The organism is Lactiplantibacillus daoliensis, from assembly GCF_005405005.1.
Lineage (GTDB): Bacteria > Bacillota > Bacilli > Lactobacillales > Lactobacillaceae > Lactiplantibacillus > Lactiplantibacillus daoliensis.
In genome coordinates this window covers 201,403-224,107 of sequence record NZ_BJDH01000006.1, presented here as the reverse complement: position 1 = coordinate 224,107, position 22,705 = coordinate 201,403, and the positions used below count along the sequence as shown (strand labels likewise).

At 41.8% G+C, this 22,705-nt stretch carries 19 protein-coding genes; 5 read left to right on the top strand and 14 right to left on the bottom strand.

Annotation, left to right across the window (positions count from 1 at the left end; genetic code table 11):
• Positions 1-330 precede the first annotated feature (330 nt).
• Entirely contained in the window at positions 331-921 is a 591-nt protein-coding gene (locus FFM64_RS09525) for a restriction endonuclease subunit S domain-containing protein (RefSeq protein WP_137607780.1), read from the bottom strand.
• A gap of 95 nt (positions 922-1,016) precedes the next feature.
• Between FFM64_RS09525 and FFM64_RS09520 the strand changes: the two genes are divergently transcribed.
• Positions 1,017-1,526, top strand: a complete 510-nt coding sequence (locus FFM64_RS09520) for a restriction endonuclease subunit S (RefSeq protein WP_307722841.1) — start codon at positions 1,017-1,019, stop codon at positions 1,524-1,526.
• A gap of 10 nt (positions 1,527-1,536) precedes the next feature.
• Here FFM64_RS09520 and FFM64_RS09515 read toward each other — a convergent pair whose 3' ends face one another.
• From FFM64_RS09515 to FFM64_RS09475, 9 genes are all read right to left on the bottom strand, one after another.
• The gene (locus FFM64_RS09515; RefSeq protein WP_137607778.1) at positions 1,537-2,454 is read right to left on the bottom strand and encodes a site-specific integrase; all 918 of its coding nucleotides are present in this window, start codon (positions 2,452-2,454) and stop codon (positions 1,537-1,539) included.
• Positions 2,455-2,607: 153 nt separating this feature from the next.
• Complete coding sequence (locus FFM64_RS09510) at positions 2,608-3,777, bottom strand: restriction endonuclease subunit S (RefSeq protein WP_137607777.1); 1,170 nt, start codon at positions 3,775-3,777, stop codon at positions 2,608-2,610.
• Positions 3,774-5,423, bottom strand: coding sequence for a type I restriction-modification system subunit M (locus FFM64_RS09505; protein WP_137607776.1), 1,650 nt, complete (start codon positions 5,421-5,423; stop codon positions 3,774-3,776). The genes FFM64_RS09510 and FFM64_RS09505 overlap by 4 nt, the downstream gene beginning before the upstream one ends.
• A gap of 2 nt (positions 5,424-5,425) precedes the next feature.
• Positions 5,426-8,530, bottom strand: coding sequence for a type I restriction endonuclease subunit R (locus FFM64_RS09500; RefSeq protein ID WP_223876944.1), 3,105 nt, complete (start codon positions 8,528-8,530; stop codon positions 5,426-5,428).
• 181 nt (positions 8,531-8,711) lie between these two features.
• Entirely contained in the window at positions 8,712-10,103 is a 1,392-nt protein-coding gene (locus tag FFM64_RS09495) for a glycoside hydrolase family 1 protein (RefSeq protein ID WP_137607775.1), read from the bottom strand.
• A 26-nt stretch (positions 10,104-10,129) separates the two neighbouring features.
• A complete protein-coding gene (locus FFM64_RS09490; RefSeq protein WP_137607774.1) occupies positions 10,130-11,014 on the bottom strand; it encodes an ROK family protein in 885 nt (294 codons plus the stop codon).
• A gap of 275 nt (positions 11,015-11,289) precedes the next feature.
• Positions 11,290-11,796: a DUF2798 domain-containing protein gene (locus tag FFM64_RS09485; RefSeq protein WP_137607773.1), complete on the bottom strand. Its 507-nt coding sequence runs from the start codon at positions 11,794-11,796 to the stop codon at positions 11,290-11,292.
• A gap of 535 nt (positions 11,797-12,331) precedes the next feature.
• Entirely contained in the window at positions 12,332-12,571 is a 240-nt protein-coding gene (locus FFM64_RS09480; RefSeq protein WP_137607772.1) for a cytochrome b5 domain-containing protein, read from the bottom strand.
• Between the two features lie 596 nt (positions 12,572-13,167).
• The gene (locus tag FFM64_RS09475) at positions 13,168-13,707 is read right to left on the bottom strand and encodes a PTS sugar transporter subunit IIA (RefSeq protein WP_137607771.1); all 540 of its coding nucleotides are present in this window, start codon (positions 13,705-13,707) and stop codon (positions 13,168-13,170) included.
• A gap of 410 nt (positions 13,708-14,117) precedes the next feature.
• Here FFM64_RS09475 and FFM64_RS09470 point away from each other — a divergent pair, with 410 nt between their 5' ends.
• Positions 14,118-15,680: an Nramp family divalent metal transporter gene (locus FFM64_RS09470; protein WP_223876943.1), complete on the top strand. Its 1,563-nt coding sequence runs from the start codon at positions 14,118-14,120 to the stop codon at positions 15,678-15,680.
• Between the two features lie 247 nt (positions 15,681-15,927).
• Positions 15,928-16,434 (top strand): VanZ family protein, encoded by a 507-nt coding sequence (locus tag FFM64_RS09465; protein ID WP_137607769.1) that lies wholly within the window; start codon positions 15,928-15,930, stop codon positions 16,432-16,434.
• Positions 16,435-16,535: 101 nt separating this feature from the next.
• Here FFM64_RS09465 and FFM64_RS09460 read toward each other — a convergent pair whose 3' ends face one another.
• From FFM64_RS09460 to nrdD, 3 genes are all read right to left on the bottom strand, one after another.
• Positions 16,536-17,132 (bottom strand): VIT1/CCC1 transporter family protein, encoded by a 597-nt coding sequence (locus FFM64_RS09460; RefSeq protein WP_137607768.1) that lies wholly within the window; start codon positions 17,130-17,132, stop codon positions 16,536-16,538.
• 88 nt (positions 17,133-17,220) lie between these two features.
• Positions 17,221-17,769, bottom strand: a complete 549-nt coding sequence (gene nrdG / locus FFM64_RS09455) for an anaerobic ribonucleoside-triphosphate reductase activating protein (RefSeq protein ID WP_379858981.1) — start codon at positions 17,767-17,769, stop codon at positions 17,221-17,223.
• Positions 17,735-19,957 carry an anaerobic ribonucleoside-triphosphate reductase gene (gene nrdD, locus FFM64_RS09450; RefSeq protein WP_137607766.1) on the bottom strand — a complete coding sequence of 741 codons (2,223 nt, stop codon included), beginning with the start codon at positions 19,955-19,957 and terminating at the stop codon, positions 17,735-17,737. The genes nrdG and nrdD overlap by 35 nt, the downstream gene beginning before the upstream one ends.
• Before the next feature lie 505 nt (positions 19,958-20,462).
• Here nrdD and FFM64_RS09445 point away from each other — a divergent pair.
• Positions 20,463-20,957, top strand: coding sequence for a hypothetical protein (locus FFM64_RS09445; protein ID WP_137607765.1), 495 nt, complete (start codon positions 20,463-20,465; stop codon positions 20,955-20,957).
• A 146-nt stretch (positions 20,958-21,103) separates the two neighbouring features.
• Positions 21,104-21,394: a type II toxin-antitoxin system RelB/DinJ family antitoxin gene (locus tag FFM64_RS09440; protein WP_137607764.1), complete on the top strand. Its 291-nt coding sequence runs from the start codon at positions 21,104-21,106 to the stop codon at positions 21,392-21,394.
• Positions 21,395-21,477: 83 nt separating this feature from the next.
• Here FFM64_RS09440 and FFM64_RS09435 read toward each other — a convergent pair whose 3' ends face one another.
• On the bottom strand, positions 21,478-22,623 hold the full coding sequence (locus FFM64_RS09435) for an ArgE/DapE family deacylase (RefSeq protein ID WP_137607763.1): 1,146 nt from the start codon (positions 22,621-22,623) through the stop codon (positions 21,478-21,480).
• Between the last annotated feature and the right edge of the window lie 82 nt (positions 22,624-22,705).

Below are 22,705 nucleotides of genomic sequence, written 5' to 3'. Positions count from 1 at the left end.
AACAGAGATTTGTCTTGGTGTTTTTTATTTTATCAATTAGCTAAAAGTATTTGGCTAACTTGATTATAAAACGCGCGCTTAGTTTCTTATACAACAGGTTTCTGAAAATCAGTTAACGATTTCACTTTGCTATTTCAATGATTTGAAGATTTGGTGCCATTTGAGTACTCACTCAAGTGGCTGATACTTGAGTTGCTTGGAAGGTTAACTCGTATAGATAATCGTTTGTACGGCTATCTGTGTATATTTTTACAGTAATTTTGAACTGTATGTTTTTTTCACTGGATTTTATCTTTGTTCATTGATAATTATGCGAAAAAGGATTCTTTATTATATTTTCAAAGTAATCATTATTATAACTTTTTCAAGCATTTTTTGACCAATAAATCGTCGCGTAATATTACGTTCCATTATAGGGACACACTCATTGGCAGCGATAAGTTTATCCAAAGTCCTTAAGGTGTTACTAATTTTAGCTTGTTCTTTCTTTGTCGGATATACCAATTTCAAAGAAGAAAACTCGTTAAAGCTAATTGATTTTCCATCACGAATACCAAATGTGACCGTCTTTAGAGATTCTATAAAGTTGTATCTTTTAAACATAAAGTACCAGTAACCCGCATTTTGATATTTAGGATCTTTAAAATTAAATATCGTATATGCAGGGCTTGAAATTCCAAGCTTGTCAGATAGTTCGAAACCACCTTGAAATGAACGTAAACTAATTACAAAGTCACCTGGACTTATAACCTTATAATTAGAAAGTGACTTTTTGTCATATTTTATATCTATATCTAAGTCGTCTCTAAAAACGACACCATTGTCTTGGGTAACAGAAAGAACCTGTAACTCGGGATATCCTTTCTGACTTATTGGAACAAATATCTCTTTTGCCTTACGCTGCTCCCAAACTAGCCCCAATTAATAACCTAAAATACATGATAATTTGCATTATTACTTGGGAGCAGCGTAAGTTAAAGGAGATTTCGAAAAGAGTTCAAGGAAACGATGGCAGGATGGATTTACCGGTTTTGACAATCTCCGCAATGCGCGGTTGGTTAAGTCAACAAATGCGCTTCTCCACCAATATTGCTGGAAAAGAGCAAAAAAATTATACGCTTCTATCAAAAGGTGATCTTTCTTATAATCATGGAAATTCCAAGTTTGCTAAGTACGGAGCTGTATTTGAATTGCGGACTTACGAAACTGCGCTAGTTCCGCGCGTATATCACAGTTTCAAGATGATTTACAGGAATGATCCAATGTTTATTGAATACATGTTTGCAACCGGGCTACCCAATCGTGAATTGAGAAAAGTGGTATCTTCTGGTGCAAGAATGGATGGATTACTGAATATTAATTATAACTCCTTTACCAACATTGATATTGATATCCCGTGCTTGGAAGAGCAAAGAAATATTGCTGACATATTGGACGTTCTGGACGTGCTTATCGCTGCCAATGAACGAACGAAAAAAATCGCACTATCAAATTCAATGCGATCTTCCAGTCATTTATTAACTTAAAACGTATGGATTAAATAAGACTGGCCAAATGTTTCATCACCTTATCATTGTCCTGATTCTCAAGTTCTTGAATGATATGGATATAAGTTTGTTGTGTTGTCGTCATATTAGAATGCCCTAATCTTCGCGCAACAGATGCAATACTGACACCGGCATACAATAAGAGTGAAGCATGCGTATGGCGAAGCCCGTGCACAGAAATAACAGGTACTTGTGCTCGCTGACACAGACGTTCTAAATAATGATTTACTGTGTCGTTATAGACTTTTCCTTGTACAAAAATTGGCTGATCATCTGGTAAATGCTTGGTTAACTGTGAAAATTGAATAACTGTCTGCCAATCTAACGGTACCTTACGAACTGATGAATTATTTTTAGTCGGTGCAAATCCACCGGTTGCTGATTTATAATCCCATGTTTTATTAACCGTCAATATTTGATGGGCAAAGTCAAAATCATCAGGAGTAACTCCCAGTGCCTCAGCAAAACGCAAACCGGTCTTAGCAATTAAGAGAATAAAATAATCCCAATTTACGCCTTCGTCCAACGTCAACTCATTTAGCAATGCTTGTAGCTCATACTGATGTAAAAATTTGGTTTTGTGCTGTCGATGTTTAGTACCTTTTATAATTGCCTTACGAGTCGGGTCACGGTCAATCAGGCCCTCTTCCAAAGCATCTAACAATGCACCCTTCAAATGACGATGAAAATCCATAGTCGTTTGCCGTTCATGAGTTTCCGCATAATCATTTAATAACTGTTGATAATTCAATCGCGTTAGCTCCGACATTTTCAGCTCTGGTGCCAACGTTACTAGTTGTTTGTATGACATTTGATATTTTTGATATGTGACTGGTCGAACTGCATCCAACTTGTATAACCTCATCCATTGATAAAAATACTGATAAAACTTAGTATCTTGGACCATATTTATGCACCTCCAAAAAATGAGTTAGCCAATCAGTTTGATTAGCTAACCCATTTATACATGCATTAATATTCAAAATGCCAAGAATTCAGAATGTTTCGTTATTAACCTTTCGCTTATTGGCAGTGATAAGTCAAAATTTTCGTATTGAAATTAAACAAACATATTTTGCATTAGGTATTGCTTCAATTGTTTCAATTGTTCACATTTCTCTTCATTGGCAGCGATATTCTCATCAATTTTTTTTAACACCCTAGAGATATGCTTCTGCTCATTCATGCTTGGAATTTTAACATTAATCCCTTTTAGTGATGGATACTTTAAATTCCAGGTATCAGAAGTCAATCCTTGTGAATTCTTTTGAAATACTTGTAGCATCTTCACTTGTTTAAAGTGATAGCCAAAGAAATCCGAAAAGACATTCTTGCGGGGGGTTATCACTGTATATGCTGGACTAACAATACCATCATAATTCGAGACACCATTAGCCCCTTGCCACATTCTCATAGAATTATACGCAATATCATTTTTTTTGACGATTTTGTAATTACTTTTATCCTCACTAGAATTATTTTTTCTGTCTAAGGAGTCAAATTTTACAATTCCGGAGTTGATTGTAACTGAAAGTAAAGTTCCATTTGAAGAGCGTTCGGTTCGTTCACTAAACAGCTCACCCAACTTACGCTGCTCCCAGGGGTCAGTGAATCCTTTAAAACGCCAGCTTTGATCAAATAGCCTTTGCATCAATAATTTTTTTACAGCTTTTAATTCATCAACCTTTTCCTCATTGGCAGCGATAAGTTTAGAAAGTCCTTGAAAAAACATACCAACTTTTAACTGTTCACTTAGATTAGGTAAACTAATCTTCATATCTCCAAGATTCTTACTAGTGATAGCTGGATAGCTGGTTCCAGTGCTCCTCGCTAGAACACGATTCACAAAATTATTTGTCTGTAATTGAGTCATCACAAAGCTTGAATCTTGTGAGGTTCTAATTTGTGTATATCCGGTAGAAAAAACAACAGGATCAGTATTGAAGGATTGCTCAAAAATTACATTGTTCTTTTGATAGGACCGCACATTCTGAAAGAAAATATCCCCCTCTTTTGCCAAGCGTTGGGCACGTGAAGGCGCATTATTTCTATTCTGGATTTGATATTTCTTGATTTTTTCTTCTTGAACTGATTCCAAATCTACGTACAGAAAATTTTGAGGTATCTCTTTCATTGGATTAATTTCCGAAATATTCTTTAGCTTACGCTGCTCCCAGGGGTCAGTAAATCCCTTAAAACGAATTTCAGGTGTTAATTTCTCATCCTTCATCGCAAGATCCTCTTAATTTCCTCTAACTGCTGTTGAGCGACAGCGTCTTGACCTACTAAATCATCCAACATACCACTTAAGTCTGATTGCAGGCCCTGAATCTTTTCATTAGTATTTTTTATATCGCTCACAAGTTTATCAACATCAACTGGTGGTTCTTCCTCAAAAGTATCCACATAACGTGGAATATTTAAGTTGAATTCGTTATCCTCAATTTCACTCAATGTCGCAACATGCGCATACTTTTCAACATCTTTACGTTCGACATAGACATTGATGATTTTATCAATATCCGCATCACGCAAAATATTCTGGTTCTTTCCTTTTTCAAAGTCTTGTGAAGCATCAATAAATAAGATGTCCTTTGTTTTACGGCTCTTAGAGAAGACTAAAATAGTAGTCGGGATTGATGTTGAATAGAATAACTTTGCTGGTAAACCAATCACTGCATCTAAATAGTTATTTTCAATCAATGTCTTTCGAATGGTTCCTTCTGCGGCACCACGGAATAACACCCCGTGTGGTAAGACAATTGCCATCCGACCAGTATCAGCTAAATGGTAAATACTATGCAAAACAAACGCAAAGTCAGCTTTGGACTTAGGCGCAAGTTTCCCGTAAGCTTTAAACCGTGGATCTTTCAGTTTGTTTTCATTGTTATCCCAATGAGCCGAATAAGGAGGATTTGCAACAACCGCATCAAAACTTCTTGCATGGTCCACACCATCACTATCAATACCGTCTGGCCAATCGGACTCTAATGTGTCAGCATTACGCAAATCCATATTTTGATATTCAACACCATGCATCATAAGATTCATCCGAGCCAAGTTAAAAGTGGTCGTATTTAGTTCCTGCCCGTGAAAGTGTACACGCCTTTTATAGCCATTTTCCTTCAAGGCTTCTTGAACTGTTAACAACAGTGAACCGGACCCCATTGCTGGATCATAGACGGTAAACTGCGACCCATCGTCTTTAACATCCAGTGCAACTAAACTTGCTAAAATTTTTGAAACTTGGTGTGGTGTATAAAATTCCCCAGCCTTTTTCCCAGAATTACCAGCAAACTTGGCAATTAGGTATTCATACACGTCACCCAAAATATCGTGACCGTCTTTGTCATTATAATCAAAATTATCAACTAATTTGACAATGCCGCTAAGAGCCTGTGCTCGCGAAACAGTTGAATTTCCCAACCGAGAATTGCCTAAGTTCATATCAGCAAAGATTCCTCTGAAATCTTGTTGTGCATGTGGATTTAATTGGGCGTTCTTTCGAAAATCATCAAACATATCTTGAAAATCAGATGGCTTGATTTCACTGTTTTTAACCTTATCTGTAATCGTTGCCCAAGTATAATCTGGTGCAATGGCATAACCTAATTCACCGGCAGTGTCTTCCAAATAGGCCGCTAAACCATCTTCTTCAACAGCTTTAGCATAGGCTTCATTGACTGTTTCACCAGAGACAACATCAAAAATCTGATTTTTCACCCAATAGGTTTCTTGATGCTCCGACAAGTATCGATAAAACATAAAGCCTAAAATGTAGTTTCGGAATTCACTCGCATCCATATTGCCACGAAGTTCATTGGCCATCGCCCATAATTTGGACGTAATATCTTGTGCCTTTTCTGTTGTATTCATAACTACTCCTTGTATTCCTGATTAATATAGTTTGCAAACTTCATAAATTCACTTCTAAGTTGATTTCGATACTTAATTTTTGGCAACGCCTTGACCTCAGCCTTGATGGCATCCGTCTTATAATACTGTTGTCCCGACTTGATGATTTCATTTAATTCATTATTCTCATTCAAATCATCATTATCAGTCACGTGTCGGTCTAGAATTTTAGTCATCAGAGTTTTAACTCCTTCAGCATCAACTAATCCCCATTCTTGACGAAAATCGAGCATTGCCTTACGTCGACTGCCTTCATTGTGTGCATCCAAGATCTGATCGACATCACCAGAGACAACTGGATACTGACCAACCAACTTCTCATCGAAATGATGTTCTTGTACATCCTTGGCAAATCGCTTGATTTGTCGACTAGCTCGTCGATCGGGTAACTGATCAGCAGCCTCATTAACCTTCTTGAAGGTCTTCGATACTTTTTCAATTTCACCATCATGCGATTGATTTAACAATTCAGCAATTAATTGTTCCAGATAAGCATAATCGACTTGAACCTCATTAACGTGTTCCATCTGTAAATCAAAATCACCATAATCAATATCAGGATGCCGAGCAACAATGAAATCTTTAACATTATTGGCGATCGTAGTCGTCAACCGTACTTCCTCATCCGAACTAATACCAATCCCTTTCAAAAGTTCATCAGGCTTTTCATAATCATAATTATCATCTTGTTTCAGTAAAGCAACTTTCTGGTTATATTGCTGAATAAGCTGATAAATCTTCTGGTTTTCATCCAATGTATTTGGAATTGTTTCAAAACCTTGAGTCATCTCGTCCAACTGCTCAACAATTTTTGCCGTCTGTTTTTCAACCTGTTCGAAATCTGGTGCGATCACATCACCATCGCCATCCAATCCTGGCAAATCAGTTTGAACCGCAGCGGAATTACGATCCGCATAGACTTTCAAGGCATCTTTCATCAGCTTTTCGGCTTGCGCTGGCCAGCGATAGTTGATCACACGTCCATATGGTTTTTGCTGCATATCTTGAATTCGGTTGGTACGAGAATAAGCTTGAATCAAATTAGCCCCTTGTAATGTGCGATCAACGTATAGTGTATTTAAATACGGTGCATCAAATCCGGTTAATAGCTGATCAATAACGATGACTAGGTCTAAATAATTGCCATCATCCACGGTTCGATTTAACCTTGAAATCACACTTTCAGTGTAAGACTTCACATCATCATCACCATACACACCACCAAATTCCGCGGCATAGGTTTGCATCGCATCATGCAAACCTTTGTTACTTTCAGTCATGTTGTCACCATTAGAAGTATCTTGGCTAAAAGTGACGGCAACCTTTAGTGGATGGCTGGCAGTCTGGTTCCGTCGTAAAATTTCATGATAATACTTTAAAGCCATTGGTGTTGAAGGCTTGCCACCACCAACATGGGTCGTTAAAAGTGCACTATATCGATAATTGGCGGAACGGTTACGCCATTTTGAAAAAATATCATCAACAACTAATTTAACATGGTCTTCATTCTCATCATAAACACTTGATTTGACCATATCATCCCGATCTTCATCCGATAAATGCTCAATTTTATACTGAATCTGATCAGCGGTCCAATCAGCATGCTGATACCGATAGAACTCGGGCAGATAAATATTGCGTAGCGTGTCATCAGTTAACGTTGTATTAAAATCAACCTTAAATCCAAGCACATTATGATCTGATATTGCTTCACGAATCGTATAGGCATGCAATAAGTCTCCGAAAATGCTTTGAGTTGTAATTCCTGTAAAGCTTGGCGTTCCAGTATAACCAACCCAAACTGATTGCGGGAATCCTTTTTTAGCGCGTTGTAGCATTTCTCCACTGGTCGACCGGTGTGCTTCATCAACAATGAAAACAATGTGTTTGTCTGGCTGCTTAAAGCTTTCGCGTTGTACTAACCGATCTAACTTCTGAATAGAAGTCACGATAATTCCGCCACCTTTTTGGCGAATTTTTCGTGATAACATATTTACATTAGCTGTGTCAGCCACAACGCCACCCTTATTTTCAGTATCGCTATCGGGGTCATAAGCAGCATAATTATCAGCTGTTTGTTGCGTCAACGCAATCCGATCTACAAGAAAGATCACCTTGTCCACATTTGGCAGTCTTGATGCCAGCCATGCCGCTTTGAAACTACTAATTGTTTTACCTGAACCAGTTGTATGCCAGACATATCCTAGTTTCTGAGTATCCATATTAAAGTTAGTCTGTTTAATTTTCTCAATGATTCGTTTAGTCGCATAAACCTGATAAGGACGCATCACTTTGATCATTTGTTTATTCTTAGTGCCATCAAGAATCACATAACTCGTTGCCATTTGATGGGCCATCGGAATTGATAACATGCGATTAGCAAAATCCCGCCATTCAAGCACTGGTCGATTATCATCTTCTCGTTGCCAATGAAAAGCAAAATCCGTATTGAACTTATCAATTGAAGTATTGGCCATATACAACGTATTATCTGGCGTCATGCCAATTAAAATTTGAAGTGTTGAAAAAATATCCGAATATTGTTCCTCGGCTATGTATTGCGACATTTGATTTAAAGCCTCTTTTGCATCGTGAGAGGCTTTTTTTTCTTCAATTTGAATAATTGGTAATCCGTTGATCAACAAAGTCGTATCAAAACGACGATTCTTGCGACCACTCTGCTTGGCCGGACGAACAATTTGATTGACAACTTGGTACACCGTATCCCCGGCACCAACATATTGTTGATCGAATACTGTTAGGAAAACATGCTTACCATCATCACGATCAATCTCAATCTGAGAAACCCCATTTAGGCCATACAAAAATTTTCCGGCTTGATACGGTGTCTCTAAGTTCTCAATTTGTTGTTTAACTTGCGCAAACTCAGTCGGACTCATCGGTTGATCTAATTTTCCTTGATTATGTTGTTCCAAAATTATTTTGAAATTTTGCCATAACTGATCTGTATTTTTAATATCAGGAACGTATTGCCATTGCTTACTGCCACCAATTTGCGTCAAATACTTAATCAAATCATTTTCAAAGTTAAGTTCTTGTTCTAGCATCAGCGCTACCACCTTTTTTCATTTAACCCCAACATGCCCCAAAATATATTATATCTTAAAAATAGCCATTAAAGCGTATTCAAATGGTAATTTGGTTTCAAAAGTAGCTAGCTAGCGTTTTACCTTTACAATGCTTGCATACCAAAATGTGCCAGCCGCATTCGCGACTGACACCCAACTGCTAATCTTCAAACGAATTACTCTCACTCAACTGCTTAAACCAAGCCGCCGACTTCTTCAGCGTTTTTTCCTGCGTATGAATATCATCACGAATCAAGCCGTAGCGATTATGATACGCATGATTCCATGACCAACAATCGATTGCCGTCCAAACAAAGTAACCGATACAGTTGGACCCAGCATCAATTCCCCGCTTCAACGCTTGCAAGTGGTCCTTCATAAAATCAATCCGATAGTCATCTTGGACAACCCCATCCGCGTCCATGAAACGTTCTTCACCGGCAACGCCCATTCCGTTTTCGGAAATGAACCACGGAATGTTGCCGTAATTTTCGCGCATGTTATTGGCAATATCCGTCATCGCTTCGGGATAAATTTCCCAACCACGATCAACATTCATAATCCGACCTGGCATTTGGTATTCCTTGAAATAAATATCCGGCATCCATGGTTGCAGACTCTTCGGCGAAATATCCGGCCGTTGCACTCGCAGTGGCTGATAATAGTTCACACCAAGGTAATCAACGGTATTTTCTGCAATCAGTGTCAATTCTTCTGAGGTCGCATCCCACAACACGCCATCCGCCGTTAAGGTCGCCACCAGCTTCGCCGGAAAATGGCCCAGAACTGCTGGTTGTAGATACATTTCATTTGACCACGCCTCGGCAAAGTCGGCCGCCGCGACATCGGCAGGATCAGCCGTTGCTGGATACGCTGGCGTAAGATTTAGAATAATCCCGATTCGTTTTTCTGACTGTGGACAACACTCACGAAATTTTGCAATAACTTTTGCCGAAGCCAAATTCATGTTATACGCGACTTGCACCGCTTTCGGCCCATCAACGATTTGTGGATAATGCCAGCCATACAAATATTGGCCGTCGACAACAACTTTAGGCTCATTAAAAGTGAACCAGTTATCCACCCGATCCCCAAACAACTTGAAACATTGTTCAGCGAATTTTACAAACAGCTCCACAACATGTTTCGACGTCCAACCGCCATAGCGATCATACAATTCAACTGGCAGATCAAAGTGATGTAAGTTGATATACGGCGTAATATGGTTGGCGATCATCGCATCAATCACATGGTTGTAATAAGCCACCCCATCCGCATTCAAGCTGGCCGTCTCAAAATCGTCAATCAAGCGTGTCCACTGAATCGACGTCCGCAAAGCTTTAATCCCCGCCTGCGACATCAATGCTAGGTCAGCTTCATAGTCGTGATAGAAATCCGAAGCTGTATCGGGGCCAACGCCATTATCAAAGGCAGTCGGCTCAGTTTCAAACCAGTAATCGAACACATTTTGATGTTGCTTATGGAAATTACCTTCAGTTTGGGGACCAGATGTCGCGGCACCCCAGATAAAATCTTTGGAAAAAGTTGTCATAGCTACCTCCATTTGGTTAAATCCGTCTAAACTAACTTAGGGTATGTCTGTGAAAAATCGACCGCCGCACCACGCAAATTGGCTTCATCCGTGTAGACACATGGGACGACTTCGGGCTTGATTGACGCAATTTTGACTTGCTGACGGATCTTTTCAATTTCGGCATCAATTCCTGGAATCAGTGCCGGATTATTGGAAACACCGCCACCAATCACGATCTTTTCTGGGTCAAAACTATATTGAATATCATAAATTGCAGTCGCTAAGGTGCGATAAATCGTTTGGACTTCTGCCGCAGCCGTAATCTCACCAGCAGCTGCTAGTTCGAATAATCGTTTACCATCAATCGGCGCTGCATCTGGATTAGCCGCCTGATACCGCCGCAGGGCATTTGGTACGGTACCCAACTCACTGACGGTTCTAGTTTCTGTCGCCATCGCAAACCCGAATTCGCCACCAAATAAGTGCGCGCCATGCCAGATCCGGTGGTTAACGATCAACGCACCGCCGACACCCGTGCCAACCACGAAAAAGGCCAAGCTGTCAGCGCCGGTTCCGGCCCCACTGTCCAATTCCGCTAAAGCAGCACAATTGGCATCATTCTCCATGCTGACCGGCAAGCCAAATCTTTGCTCCAACGCCTGCTGAATTTCGAAATGATGAATATATGGGACGGCACTAGCGCCACCAACGATCCCCGTCTTTTTATCAACGGCACCTGGCGAACTAATTCCGACACCCACGATTGGTGCCTGGGTCTTCATTGTCTCAACTTCAACCGTTAATAAGTCAAAAAAGTCATCCCGCGTTTTCGGCGTGGCAACAGCGTGATGCTGTTGCAAGCCTTTCCCATCCCAAATGGCAAACTTGATGGTGGTTCCACCAATATCCACTAACCCTAATGGTTGCATTACTAATCCCTCCAAGATTTTCTCATGATACCGCAGCATCCAACTGACACCGCTTTCTTAATTGAAATTGTATCATTAATTCGGGCGAAAATTACGCCTTTCATCTCAAAAGAAATTGGCTAAACAACTTATTCGAATGGCTGTGATTAGTTTCAGTCAGTTTCCAGTGAAAAAATTATTTCTGGGTAGCCAAATTATTTTTACCTCAAATCAACGCAAAAACGGCTAGCCATAACTTGAACAAGTTTCTCAAGTTATCACTAGCCGTTTAATTATTAGTCTTCGTCTTCAACTGCTGAAGGTTGATCCTGTTTAGTAGTAGCTTGTTGCATTTTACCTAACACCCCGCGAGCGATTGGCCCAACGATGATGAGTTGTAATGGTAAAGCAACAATCAAGTTAAAAATCCAAGTGTGACCATAGGTAGCTAAAATGTGCGCCCCAGTCAACTTACCTTCCACCGCAATCCCAAAGAGGGACATGCAAGTTACCATGCCAAGCACCATTAAAACTGAGATTGTGATCCCAATCAAAATCGTCTTTTTTCGCATGTAATCATTAATGATATATTTGAAAGCTAATCCTTTTGCAATTGGTCCCACGACCAACAGATCTAAAATGATTGCTACGACTAAACCCAGAGGAAAACCACTCAAAATTGCGAGGATTAGACCATTGCTGAACCCTTGCGCCATCGTGACATTGTACGCCGTCATGACAAACACCATCAGTCCCGCCATAATCGCCGTGAACACAACTTCTTCTTTAAAATTACGTGGCATTATCTATACACACTCCTAGTTTTAGTTTCGAGTGTTCACTATAGCACCCCAAAGGCCCTCTTCATAAGTAACAATTGCGTGACAAATTATAGAACGCTTACAATCAAACTTTCAGGTAAAGATTGCAAGTTAAAAGTTACAGGCCTGTGCCGATCGTTGCTGATAACATGCAGCCAATCAGCGGCTTGGGACGACTAATCCTGCTTAGCGGAGTCAGTCAGAATTGGTGTGCAGTGTCAGCGAGATTAGTCGGCGTTCTTGGTTGACTAATCTCACGGGGCAATTCCAAGACGTGTTTTATCGGCTTGAAATTGAGGCGCCAGACCGTACTTCGGCTGGCACCGTCCCCCACAGCACACCGATTCTGACTGGCGGAGCGCTGAATTCGGCAGATCTATTTTAGATGTGAGTGCTGTTTTTAAGTCTTTCAATCTTTAGTTTTGAGACAAAATAAAAGATCAGAACTCGCTTGCGCCCTGATCCATTGGTGAATTATTGTGTGGTTTTACAGCATTCTCAAAACCTATTTAGGCTTTTATTCTGCGTATTTTCCAACCACTGGCAACTTCTTTAACACGCTGCGTCCGTGTGGTGAGCGGGTATCAATAATCGCCGTTAATTCTTGACCAGCTAAGTTACCATGGTGCTTGCCACCAGCCCATGCGTCAATTCCAGACACATCATAAACGACACCATCAACAGCGACATATGCTGGTTGGCCAGCTTGACCATTAAATTTTGCCAATTCAGCTTGGTTAAAAGTTGCTTCACTCATCACGAATCACTCCTCTTCAATTTACGCTAATAGTAAACTGAACTGCCAAATAAAAGCAAGCAATCCGCTTTCAATCTTCACTCTCCACAGCCAAGGTTAACCTAACAAAACTAACGAAAGTAACCGGCTACCGTCAATAGCACCGCTCCCAACGGTGGACTTTTATTCAGTCGGTCCCTTTGCTTTAATCCCGCTCACCCCTGTTAGCGAGACTGCTTAATCGACGACCTAACCTTTTGACCGCTATCACTGTAATATCCTGATAATCAGTGCCACTTAATGCTGCCACATTAACCCACTCAGCTCAGAGCTAAGTTGTGACACTAATGATCTGGCCGCTTTGTGAAAAAGAGGCCCACAAAACTTGACCAACGTCGTTTTTCTCAAAAATGCCGTTGCCCCTAACTGCGCTATCACTAACGCAAAACCCTCAGCCACTTGCTATCCAATTATCAACTGACATCGACCACTAACTGGTTCAATCGAGATACCCCGTTCGATTTCCTGTTGGCTGATTAGCTTGACTGGTTGCGATTGTCCTTTTCCAAGCGCTTCATTGATCTCATGACTTGCAATGCGTCACCCCAATACTTGGGTCAACTCAGTTGAATAACACTCGGCGGCCCCATCGTCGCAATCCGATGATTTGCCGCTAAGTCCAGCGTCAGTTTGGTATCAACGTTGCCTTCTGGGGCAATACGATGCGTTGCAGTAAACGCCAAAACTTTTAGCCGTAGAAACGCCTGCCGAATCCGCTTCGGCACCGTCGTTTTAGGTTGGTTCAGTCGCGTTGACGCCAAATCCATCACCGCAATCGGCTGACCCGCTTCGACGTGTTCGCCCAATTTGACGATTAAATGGAAAGGCATGTCAGCCGTCATCGACGTCCCAAAGCCGAGATGAATCAGAACTTCTAACCCGTTCGCTGTCCGAAAGCCCAGGTTATGTTGCGAATTCGCAATTCGTGTCACTTGACCGGCAGTTGGTGCCACAATCCGATCAGTTCGTGGTAAGCCGGGGTAATTAGTAACCCGCAGCCCACACAAAAAGACCGTGTCGACTACCGTTGTCAAACTGATCTTTTGACCAGTGACCGGTGCCACGACCGGAATTAAACTGCTCGTTGTGACTGCCATGGTGTTCACTCCCTTAATTCTTTGAACCCAGGTCCGCTCGAGAAGGTGCCTTCCACACACCTTGAGAACTTTCTCACAAATCTAGTGACATAACTTTCCTTTTTATATTAGTTAAACGCGTTGATTATTGCCTTTTTCAACTTTGACTTTACCATATTTCACACAAAATAGCGCTATCATTTAACTGATTCGATAAGGTTTACACTTGTTTACATGAGTTTATAAGAACATTTAACAAACGATGCTTAAATTAATCCGAAAATAATTCGTTTTTGTGTAAGTTATCTCCCTAAACACAATCAAGCCTGAAAATCAGCTAATTTTTAAGGTATCCCTAAAAAATTATATAATTTATGGCGCCGTCAGCGTACAATAAGGCTGTTTTCAGAGATAGAAAGGTGGTCATCATCGTGGCAAAAGTAAGACGGCAACACAAATTAATTGAGTATGCCAATGGCCCGTCACTGGAAGAAATAAACGGCAAAATTGATGTACCAAAAAACATTGGTTTCTGGCGCACATTGTTTGCCTATTCGGGGCCCGGTGCATTGGTTGCTGTAGGTTATATGGATCCTGGGAATTGGTCAACTTCAATTACTGGTGGTCAAAACTTTCAATATTTATTGATGTCTGTCATCTTGATGTCAAGTTTGATTGCGATGCTGTTACAATACATGGCGGCTAAACTTGGCATCGTGACACAGATGGATTTGGCACAAGCCATTCGTGCGCGTACCGGTAAGGCGTTAGGCATCGTTTTATGGATCCTAACTGAATTTGCGATTATGGCGACCGACATCGCCGAAGTCATTGGCGCCGCGATTGCACTATATTTATTATTCCATATTCCACTAGTCATCGCGGTCTTCATTACCGTTTTTGATGTCTTATTACTATTATTATTAACCAAGATTGGCTTCCGCAAAATTGAAGCTATTGTCGTTTGCTTAATTTTAGTCATCTTGCTCGTTTTCGTTTACCAAGTTGCGCTGTCAAATCCCAACTGGGGACAAGTATTCGCTGGCTTAGTACCAACCAGTGAGACTTTCTCAAATAGTAAAACGGTTGCCGGCATGACCCCCATGAGCGGCGCCCTCGGGATTATTGGGGCGACCGTCATGCCACACAACTTATACTTGCACTCTGCCATTTCTCAAACACGAAAAATTGATCACAGTGATCCCGACGATGTGGCACGTACCGTAAAGTTTGCGAGTCTGGATTCCAACATTCAACTGACTGCCGCCTTCTTTGTTAATGCCCTATTATTAATCATGGGGGTAGCGGTCTTCAAGACGGGCGCAGTCAAAGATCCCTCATTCTTCGGTTTATATCAAGCCCTATCAAACACGTCAACTTTGAGCAACGGCCTCTTAATTGATGTCGCACGTTCTGGCGTGCTATCCGCCCTATTTGCCGTGGCACTACTAGCTTCTGGGCAAAATTCCACGATTACTGGGACCTTAACCGGGCAAGTAATCATGGAAGGGTTCGTCCACATGCGGATGCCGCTCTGGTTACGGCGGTTAGTCACCCGACTCTTATCCGTGATTCCTGTTTTAATCTGTGTCATGTTAACGAGTAGCAAGTCTGCCATTGCGGAACACGAAGCCCTCAACGATTTAATGAACAACTCGCAAGTCTTCTTAGCCTTCGCATTGCCATTCTCAATGTTGCCACTGTTGATGATGACTGATAGTGCCGCTGAAATGGGTAAGCGCTTCAAAAATACCCTTTGGATCAAAGGACTCGGCTGGTTATCTGTCATTGGTCTGACCGGGTTAAACCTGATCGGCTTGCCATCTCAAGTCGAAGGCTTCTTTGGCAACAATCCTAGCAAAGGACAGCTCGGCATTGCCGACACCATTGCTTGGGTACTAGTTGCGGCTATCATTGCGTTGTTAACTTGGACTGTGATTGAATTACATCGCGGCAATCAACGTTATATTGCTCAGCAGGAAGCGAAAGACTGATTTTTCCGCTTCAGCTGAAAGAACAATAACAACGTCGCTACTAACGTTTTTATTCAATTGTAAAAAGCAATATCTGTCAGGAATCACTAAATAGCCCTGACAGACATTGTTTTTTGTGTTCAATTATTATCCTTTTACTAAGGTTCACAAGAAAGCTTAAAGCTATCGACTAAAGCCCCTATAATCCCACGTTATGTTGTAATCTAATAATCAGTTACTTCACAGACAACTTAACGGAGGTGGTTTTATGCGCTGGGAACCTTTACTATTTATTATGCTAGTGGCTGGTTTGAGTGCCCTAGCCATTATCCTATTCGGTGGCAAGCATCGTTGGTTTGCTAGTCTCATCCTGATTTATGGCACTGGGTTGGCAACGATTCTCTTTACGCCGATTTCCATTGACGGCACTGCGCCGTACCTCATGCCGCTTGGAATTGGCCGAGTCAACCTTACCCGCTTTTCCTTTTACAACCTAGGCTTTTTAGAAAATATCCTTTTAACCGTCCCACTCGGGTTACTACTGAAAAATATGCTTCCAAAATTATCCTTATTCGGCGTCGCATTTTTTGGTCTAGTCGTTGGCAGTGGCATTGAAATCACGCAGTATGTTTTATCGCACCGTTTCCTAATCAATCGTAGTAGCGATATCAATGATGTCTTAGCCAATGCCCTTGGTATTCTGATTGGCGGCATCATCATGGCGAGCTATCTGTACCTGACCCATCGTAAGCAGCCCGCCCATGCCTTAGCCTAAATTTATCATCAAAAAAATCAATGCGGCGATAATAACTCAATTAGATGAGTTGCAATCGCCGCTTTTTTAGTGCCATCTTCGTTAGCTTTGAGAATTCGAGTTTAGTTACCACCCAACAAGGTTCCCACTAAATAGGTCACTAACGCCGTCATCACCCCAACTAGGACATTGCGAAAGATCACTTTATGGAGCGCAATCTCCGAATGACGCGAACTGACCGTCGCATTCAAACTTAATGCGACAACCATCGCCAGCATTGTATTGATTAATCGCCAGGCCGGCGTAGACAAACTGATTGCCAATAACGGAATCACTGCTCCCAGTATGAAAGCTCCAAATGACATCACAGCCGCATGAATTGGATTAAGTAAATCCTGTTGTTGCAGTCGCATTGGTGACGAGCTAGTCTCCTGTGAATCAAGACTAACTTGGGCATTTAATTTAGCTAATTGCACTTCCTTTTGCGCACTCACAGAAACATATTCGCCTCCGGCCATCGAGCAAGCCCCCGCTAGCATTCCCGAAATGCCACTAATGAACAAGGTCGTATTGCTTAAATCCGCACCAACCGCGCCCAACACGATTCCCGAAACAGAAATAATGCCATCGTTGGCCCCTAGAATACCGGCACGAAGGATATTTAACTGATCCCAAAAGTGAAAATACCGTTCCTGCCAAGTCTTAATTGTTGTTAACATGCTCATAAAACTCCCTTACTGACCGATTTTTTGGATAAAAAATAGCCCGTGACAGTTGTCCCCACGGGCTGTGGCAAAACTTTGATTATTACCGTTTCAACTTATCCCAAATAACAACTTGGCCACTAGCCAAGGATTTAGGGACATCAATAATACGTTGATTGGCACTTCCACGAAATTGTAACGTTAAGTCCATCTGATCTTCGAGGAAACGACCATCAACCAAAATATCAATCAGTGATAACATCTTGAGCTTGTCATCAGAGTCCTTCTGCAATTCGTCCCAAGTATAACCTGACCAGGACCAGATATCCTTGGTATGGCCAAATTCTGATCGGACGCGTTCGCAAATACGAATTGCCACTTGAGTATTCAAAAACGGTTCCCCACCTAGTAGTGTTAACCCTTGGACGTAATCCTGACTCAAATCTTCGATAATTTGGTCTTCTAAATCTTGCGTATACGGTTGGCCGTAATGAAAGTTTTGTGCGGCAACATTATAACAACCTGGGCAATGGAACGGACAACCGCTCAGATACAAGCTGCAACGAACGCCCTCACCATCGACAAAGTTAAATGCCTTGTAATCAGCGACGTATTGTTCACTTAAGTCCTCTGCCAGCCATTCTTTGGGCATCGGATTGTTTGGTCCTTTCATAGCGCGCGGCATTCTTTATCATCTCCGGAGACATATTTTTTTGACGAGAGGCAATTTCAACGTGACGACCATGTACCATCGGCCGTTGTTGTGGATTACCTAAATAACCACAAGTTCGTTTAACGACGTCACAATATTTTGGATCATGATTGCCACATTGCGGACAAACAAATCCACGGGCAGTCGCTTTAAACTCACCCTTAAATCCACATTTGAAACATTGGTCAATCGCGGTATTGGTGCCTAAATAACCGACATGATCGTAGGCCCAGTCCCAAACAGCTTCCAAGGCTTTCGGATTTTGTGTTAAATTTGGATATTCGCAGTAATGGATAAAGCCACCCGAAGCATACTGTGGAAAGCGTTCTTCCATAGTGAGTTTTTCAAATGGTGACGGGTGTTTCCGGACGTCAAAGTGGAAACTATTCGTATAATATTCTTTATCTGTAATGTCTGGAATGCGACCAAACTTCTGGATATCATCACGACAGAACGTGTCCGTCAATGATTCGGCTGGGGTTGAGTAGAGGCTGTAATGGTAGCCACTTTCAGCGGCCCAAGTAGCGCACTTATCCCGTAACGTTTTGACAACCGTTTCCGCAAAATCAAGCACTTCGGCATTGTGTTCCCAGTTTGGGCCAAAAAACGTCGTGCAGACCTCGTAGATCCCGATGTAGCCTAATGAAATTGTGGCCCGTTGATTCTTGAACAACTCGTCCACATTCCCGCCAGCCGGTAGACGTTTCCCAAACGCGCCATACATATACAATAATGGGGCATTTTCAGGTTGCGCTTCCTTAGTCCGTTCGATTCGGTAAGCGAGCGCTTGATGGCACGTCGCCATCCGTTCCTCAAAAATTTCCCAGAACAATTTGCGGTCACCGTGCGCTGACAATGCAATGCGTGGTAAATTGACGGTCACTACGCCTAAATTCATCCGACCAGAGTTGACTTCAACCCCATCATCATCACGCCATCCTTGCAAGAAGGACCGGCACCCCATCGGCGTTTTAAAGCTCCCAGTCAATTCTTTGATTTTATCGTACATTAAAAGATCAGGGTACATCCGCTTGGTTGAGCATTCAATCGCAAGTTCTTTAATATCATAATTAGGATCAGTTGGGGCTAAATTTAAGCCACGTTTGATCGTAAAAATCAACTTAGGGAAAATAGCAGTCCGGCGTTCTTTCCCCAGTCCTTTAATCCGAATCTGTAAAATAGCGCGTTGAATTTCACGTTCAATCCAACTCGTCCCCAGACCAAAGTTAACCGTAGTAAATGGCGTTTGGCCTTGCGAAGAATACAACGTATTAATTTCATATTCCAAGGCTTGCATCGCATCATAAATATCTTTTTTGGTCTTTGTTTTGGCATAAGCCTTGCGCTTATCGGCCGCGACCCACTTTTCAGCATCGGCTAAATGTTTTTGATAATTAATTTCAGCGTATGGGGCCAATAATTGATCCACCCGATTAGCCGAGCAACCACCATATTGCAACGACGCCACGTTAGCAATAATCTGTGCCATTTGAGCCGTCGCGGTTTGGATCGACCGTGGAGAAGCCACTTCAGCATTACCAATCTTGTAACCGTTTTTAAACATGCCATCGAAGTCTATCAAGCAACAGTTCGTTTCCGGGGTCACTGGTGAATAATCCAAGTCATGCCAGTGAATATCACCGCGTAAATGAGCCTTTGCCACGAGATCTGGCAACATTTTCAAACCGATCGCACGACTAGCGGCACCGGCTTCCAGGTCCCGTTGCGTATTAAAGACATTACTATCCTTGTTCGCATTTTCATGGACAACGCTGGCATCTTTATTAAACAATTTTTCGATGCGTTCACGAACATTAGTCGCTGCTGAAAAACGGCTTTGTTCCGCCACAAAATAAGCTTGATAACTTTCAGCGGCAGCCGTTAAGCCCAAATCAACTAAAATTTGGCGCAGTGCTGGTCGTAATTCACGCGTTTCAATGACCGTAGTCTGTTGATAATGCGCAACTAAGGCGTGCTTAACAGCCGTTTGTGTTACATCATCTAAACCGAGTTGGTCTAAAACAAAATTAAGTTTATACGGATGAAATTTCGTCTGCGTCCCACCACGTTTGATTACTGGTAATGGCCGCAATTGATCTAAAATTTCCGTTGTGTTTATTGTTAACATGTGCATCCTCACTTTTCAGTCACTTTGGCACAAAAGGTACAGCGGCACAACCAATTGTGCTACTCATTTGCTTTCGATACTATATATAGTAGCTCATTTTAACGAAACTGCCTATGTGGTGTTATTGACTGTTAGGAGAGCAAAAGGCATGACTAGCACCGTTTCATGACAGTATAACCAATTTAAAAATTTGTTTTATATCATTTGATTGATACATTTGGAATAATTAATACAGGGATTGAACGACCACGATGCAGGCTAATCGCTAGCGGTTTCATTAAAATTTTCATGACTACTTTAGTCATAACCAATCGTCTAAAATTCATTTTCAAACAATTTACTCGTAAGCGAAAACAATAGCTTAAATACTTATTCCCCAATTTAAAATTAAATTTATTACTAAAGAAACTCGTATTTGTTTCGATTACGTTAGCCATCATCTATAATGGACTTCTGAGAGAACAAAAGTCTCAGCTTAAACGCTGGGACTTTGGAGGAGATTAGTATGCGAAAGATATGGGGATTTTTCGGCCTAGCACTACTAAGTTTAGGCTTAGCCGGATGTCAGTCAGCGGTCACGGGGAATGACACTGCCGACCGACAGATCAGTTCGGCAGCTCCAACCGTTACCGCCGTCAGTAAAGTCCATTCAACCGACTATTTAGGTCGCTGGGTGAATCAAACTGAGCATTTAGCTTTATATTTAAATACCAACCAACAATTGGCGTTATTCCAAACCGGGCACACCACAATTAGTGGCCATTTTAATTTAAAACTAGCTAAAAGTAATCAGGCCACCCTCACCCAATCAACCTTGGGATCAACGACTTTGGCACTGACCAACGCAACTAGTATGACATTCCAGCATGGCGCACAAACCATTAAACTGACCAAAGATACTGGCTGGAGCCCAGAACATGGTGACATGCCAACGACGACTCAAGCCGCCTTGAAAGGCACTTCATTAATCAATGAAACGCCGCTAAAATCGAATTATTAACTAAAGCGAGCCACACTTGGACTAATTCTAACCAAGTGTGGCTTGCTTATTATGATAAAAGAGGCTTTTTAAAGCCAATTGTACGTACAACGTTCGCCAACTGGTGCTATAATAGCATCAACACCTGATAAAGGAGGTATCATGATTTGGATAATCCAGGCAAGGATCGTATTACCATCCGTATTGATCACGAACAAAAACTAGCGGCACAGTCAGTGGCTAAAGACTTGGGCAGTGATCTAAGTACGCTTATTAATATGTTTTTAAGTCAAATGATTAAAGAAAATGGGCTACCATTTACTCCCTCAAATCGTGTTTCAGAACTTGACGCAGCACTAGCTGAATTGCGCGTCGCAGAACGATTACCTAACTATGACCGTGCCGGTGCACATCAACATCTAAAAGACCTCCGTGATGAGGCCGATTCTGATGATTGATCGTATTCGTTTTACAAAAAATAATAGTGTGTTGGCTAAAAAGGCGTGATTGACTCTTTAAAATTGTCAATCACGCCTTTTAGCTATTTCAAATAGCCCACAAATAATTCTTCATATAACTTAATAAAATCAAGATACATCTTTTTATCAATATTCTCATTCACCTGATGAGGCGTGTCATTACCCGGACCAAACATGATGAATGGAAAATCACTCGGCTTATCTTTCAACAGATTCGATGCATCCGTGACTGCTGGAATCGCTACCTTGGGAATTGGTTGACCGGCATACGTTTCCCCAATCTTGGCCGCCAGATTACTCAATTTCGTATCCTTAGGTGATTGAACCGGATTTTGTGACATGAAGACTGACATATCAAGCTTAGCCCCCTGCGCATTCTGCTGGTCGACTAGTTTTTGTAACGTTTCGATTGCCGCGACATTATCGAACTCGGGAATAGACCGGATATTCATTTCTGTCTCGGCCTGGGCGGGAATCGAATTAACCTGATTGCCACCTTTCACAATCGTTGCATTAAAAACTAAGTCTCCGAGTAACTCACTATGCCGGTCACTTTCACGAAAGTCATGATTAGCCTGATTTAAAAGCGTAATCAACGGATCTAGCGCGTTGTAACCTTGTTCCGGCATCGAACTGTGTGCTGCTTTGCCAGTAGACTTGATACGAACGTCAATCGAACCTTTATGTGCGAATGCAATATTGTAGCCAGACGGTTCGCCAATTAACAACGCATCAACATCAGCCATCGTACCAGCTTCATAGAAGTGTTGTGACCCAGTTTCACCGACTTCTTCCGCGACGGTCGCCATCAACCGAATCCGGCCATTAGTCAACGTATGCGCTGCGTTAATCTCAATCATTGCAATCACCATTGCTGCCAAGCCAGACTTCATATCAGTTGCGCCACGGCCATACAACTTACCGGCCTTTTCGGTTAAAACAAATGGATCCGTATCCCACTGATCAAGATCACCAGGCGTCACAACATCCATATGCCCGGAAATTCCTAACACTGGACCAGTCGTCCCAATTTCAGCGACTAAATTACTGCGGGTTGCGCTTAACGGCATTAACGTTGCCTGAATACCGTGGTCAGCGAACAAACGCTGTAAATATTGAGCAACTTCGGTTTCATCATCGTTAACCGACTTAATTTTGACTAAATCGGCAAAAATTTGAATCTTCTCAGCCTCACTAAATACTGACATCAACACATCATCCTTTCTGCATAAGATTATCTTAACGCAGAATGACAATTTACAGGGGTCATCAGGTTCCAACAAAAAATCA

Coding starts and splice junctions, on each gene's coding strand:
- FFM64_RS09500 (WP_223876944.1), bottom strand. CDS start 8,530: ATGCTAGAACAAGAACTTAACTTTGAAAATGATTTGATTAAGTATTTG.
- nrdD (WP_137607766.1), bottom strand. CDS start 19,957: ATGTTAACAATAAACACAACGGAAATTTTAGATCAATTGCGGCCATTA.
- FFM64_RS09485 (WP_137607773.1), bottom strand. CDS start 11,796: ATGCCACGTAATTTTAAAGAAGAAGTTGTGTTCACGGCGATTATGGCG.
- FFM64_RS09435 (WP_137607763.1), bottom strand. CDS start 22,623: ATGTCAGTATTTAGTGAGGCTGAGAAGATTCAAATTTTTGCCGATTTA.
- FFM64_RS09515 (WP_137607778.1), bottom strand. CDS start 2,454: ATGGTCCAAGATACTAAGTTTTATCAGTATTTTTATCAATGGATGAGG.
- FFM64_RS09480 (WP_137607772.1), bottom strand. CDS start 12,571: ATGAGTGAAGCAACTTTTAACCAAGCTGAATTGGCAAAATTTAATGGT.
- FFM64_RS09465 (WP_137607769.1), top strand. CDS start 15,928: ATGCGCTGGGAACCTTTACTATTTATTATGCTAGTGGCTGGTTTGAGT.
- FFM64_RS09460 (WP_137607768.1), bottom strand. CDS start 17,132: ATGTTAACAACAATTAAGACTTGGCAGGAACGGTATTTTCACTTTTGG.
- FFM64_RS09445 (WP_137607765.1), top strand. CDS start 20,463: ATGCGAAAGATATGGGGATTTTTCGGCCTAGCACTACTAAGTTTAGGC.
- FFM64_RS09475 (WP_137607771.1), bottom strand. CDS start 13,707: ATGGCAGTCACAACGAGCAGTTTAATTCCGGTCGTGGCACCGGTCACT.
- FFM64_RS09490 (WP_137607774.1), bottom strand. CDS start 11,014: ATGCAACCATTAGGGTTAGTGGATATTGGTGGAACCACCATCAAGTTT.
- FFM64_RS09505 (WP_137607776.1), bottom strand. CDS start 5,423: ATGAATACAACAGAAAAGGCACAAGATATTACGTCCAAATTATGGGCG.
- FFM64_RS09495 (WP_137607775.1), bottom strand. CDS start 10,103: ATGACAACTTTTTCCAAAGATTTTATCTGGGGTGCCGCGACATCTGGT.
- nrdG (WP_379858981.1), bottom strand. CDS start 17,769: ATGCCCAAAGAATGGCTGGCAGAGGACTTAAGTGAACAATACGTCGCT.
- FFM64_RS09520 (WP_307722841.1), top strand. CDS start 1,017: ATGGATTTACCGGTTTTGACAATCTCCGCAATGCGCGGTTGGTTAAGT.
- FFM64_RS09510 (WP_137607777.1), bottom strand. CDS start 3,777: ATGAAGGATGAGAAATTAACACCTGAAATTCGTTTTAAGGGATTTACT.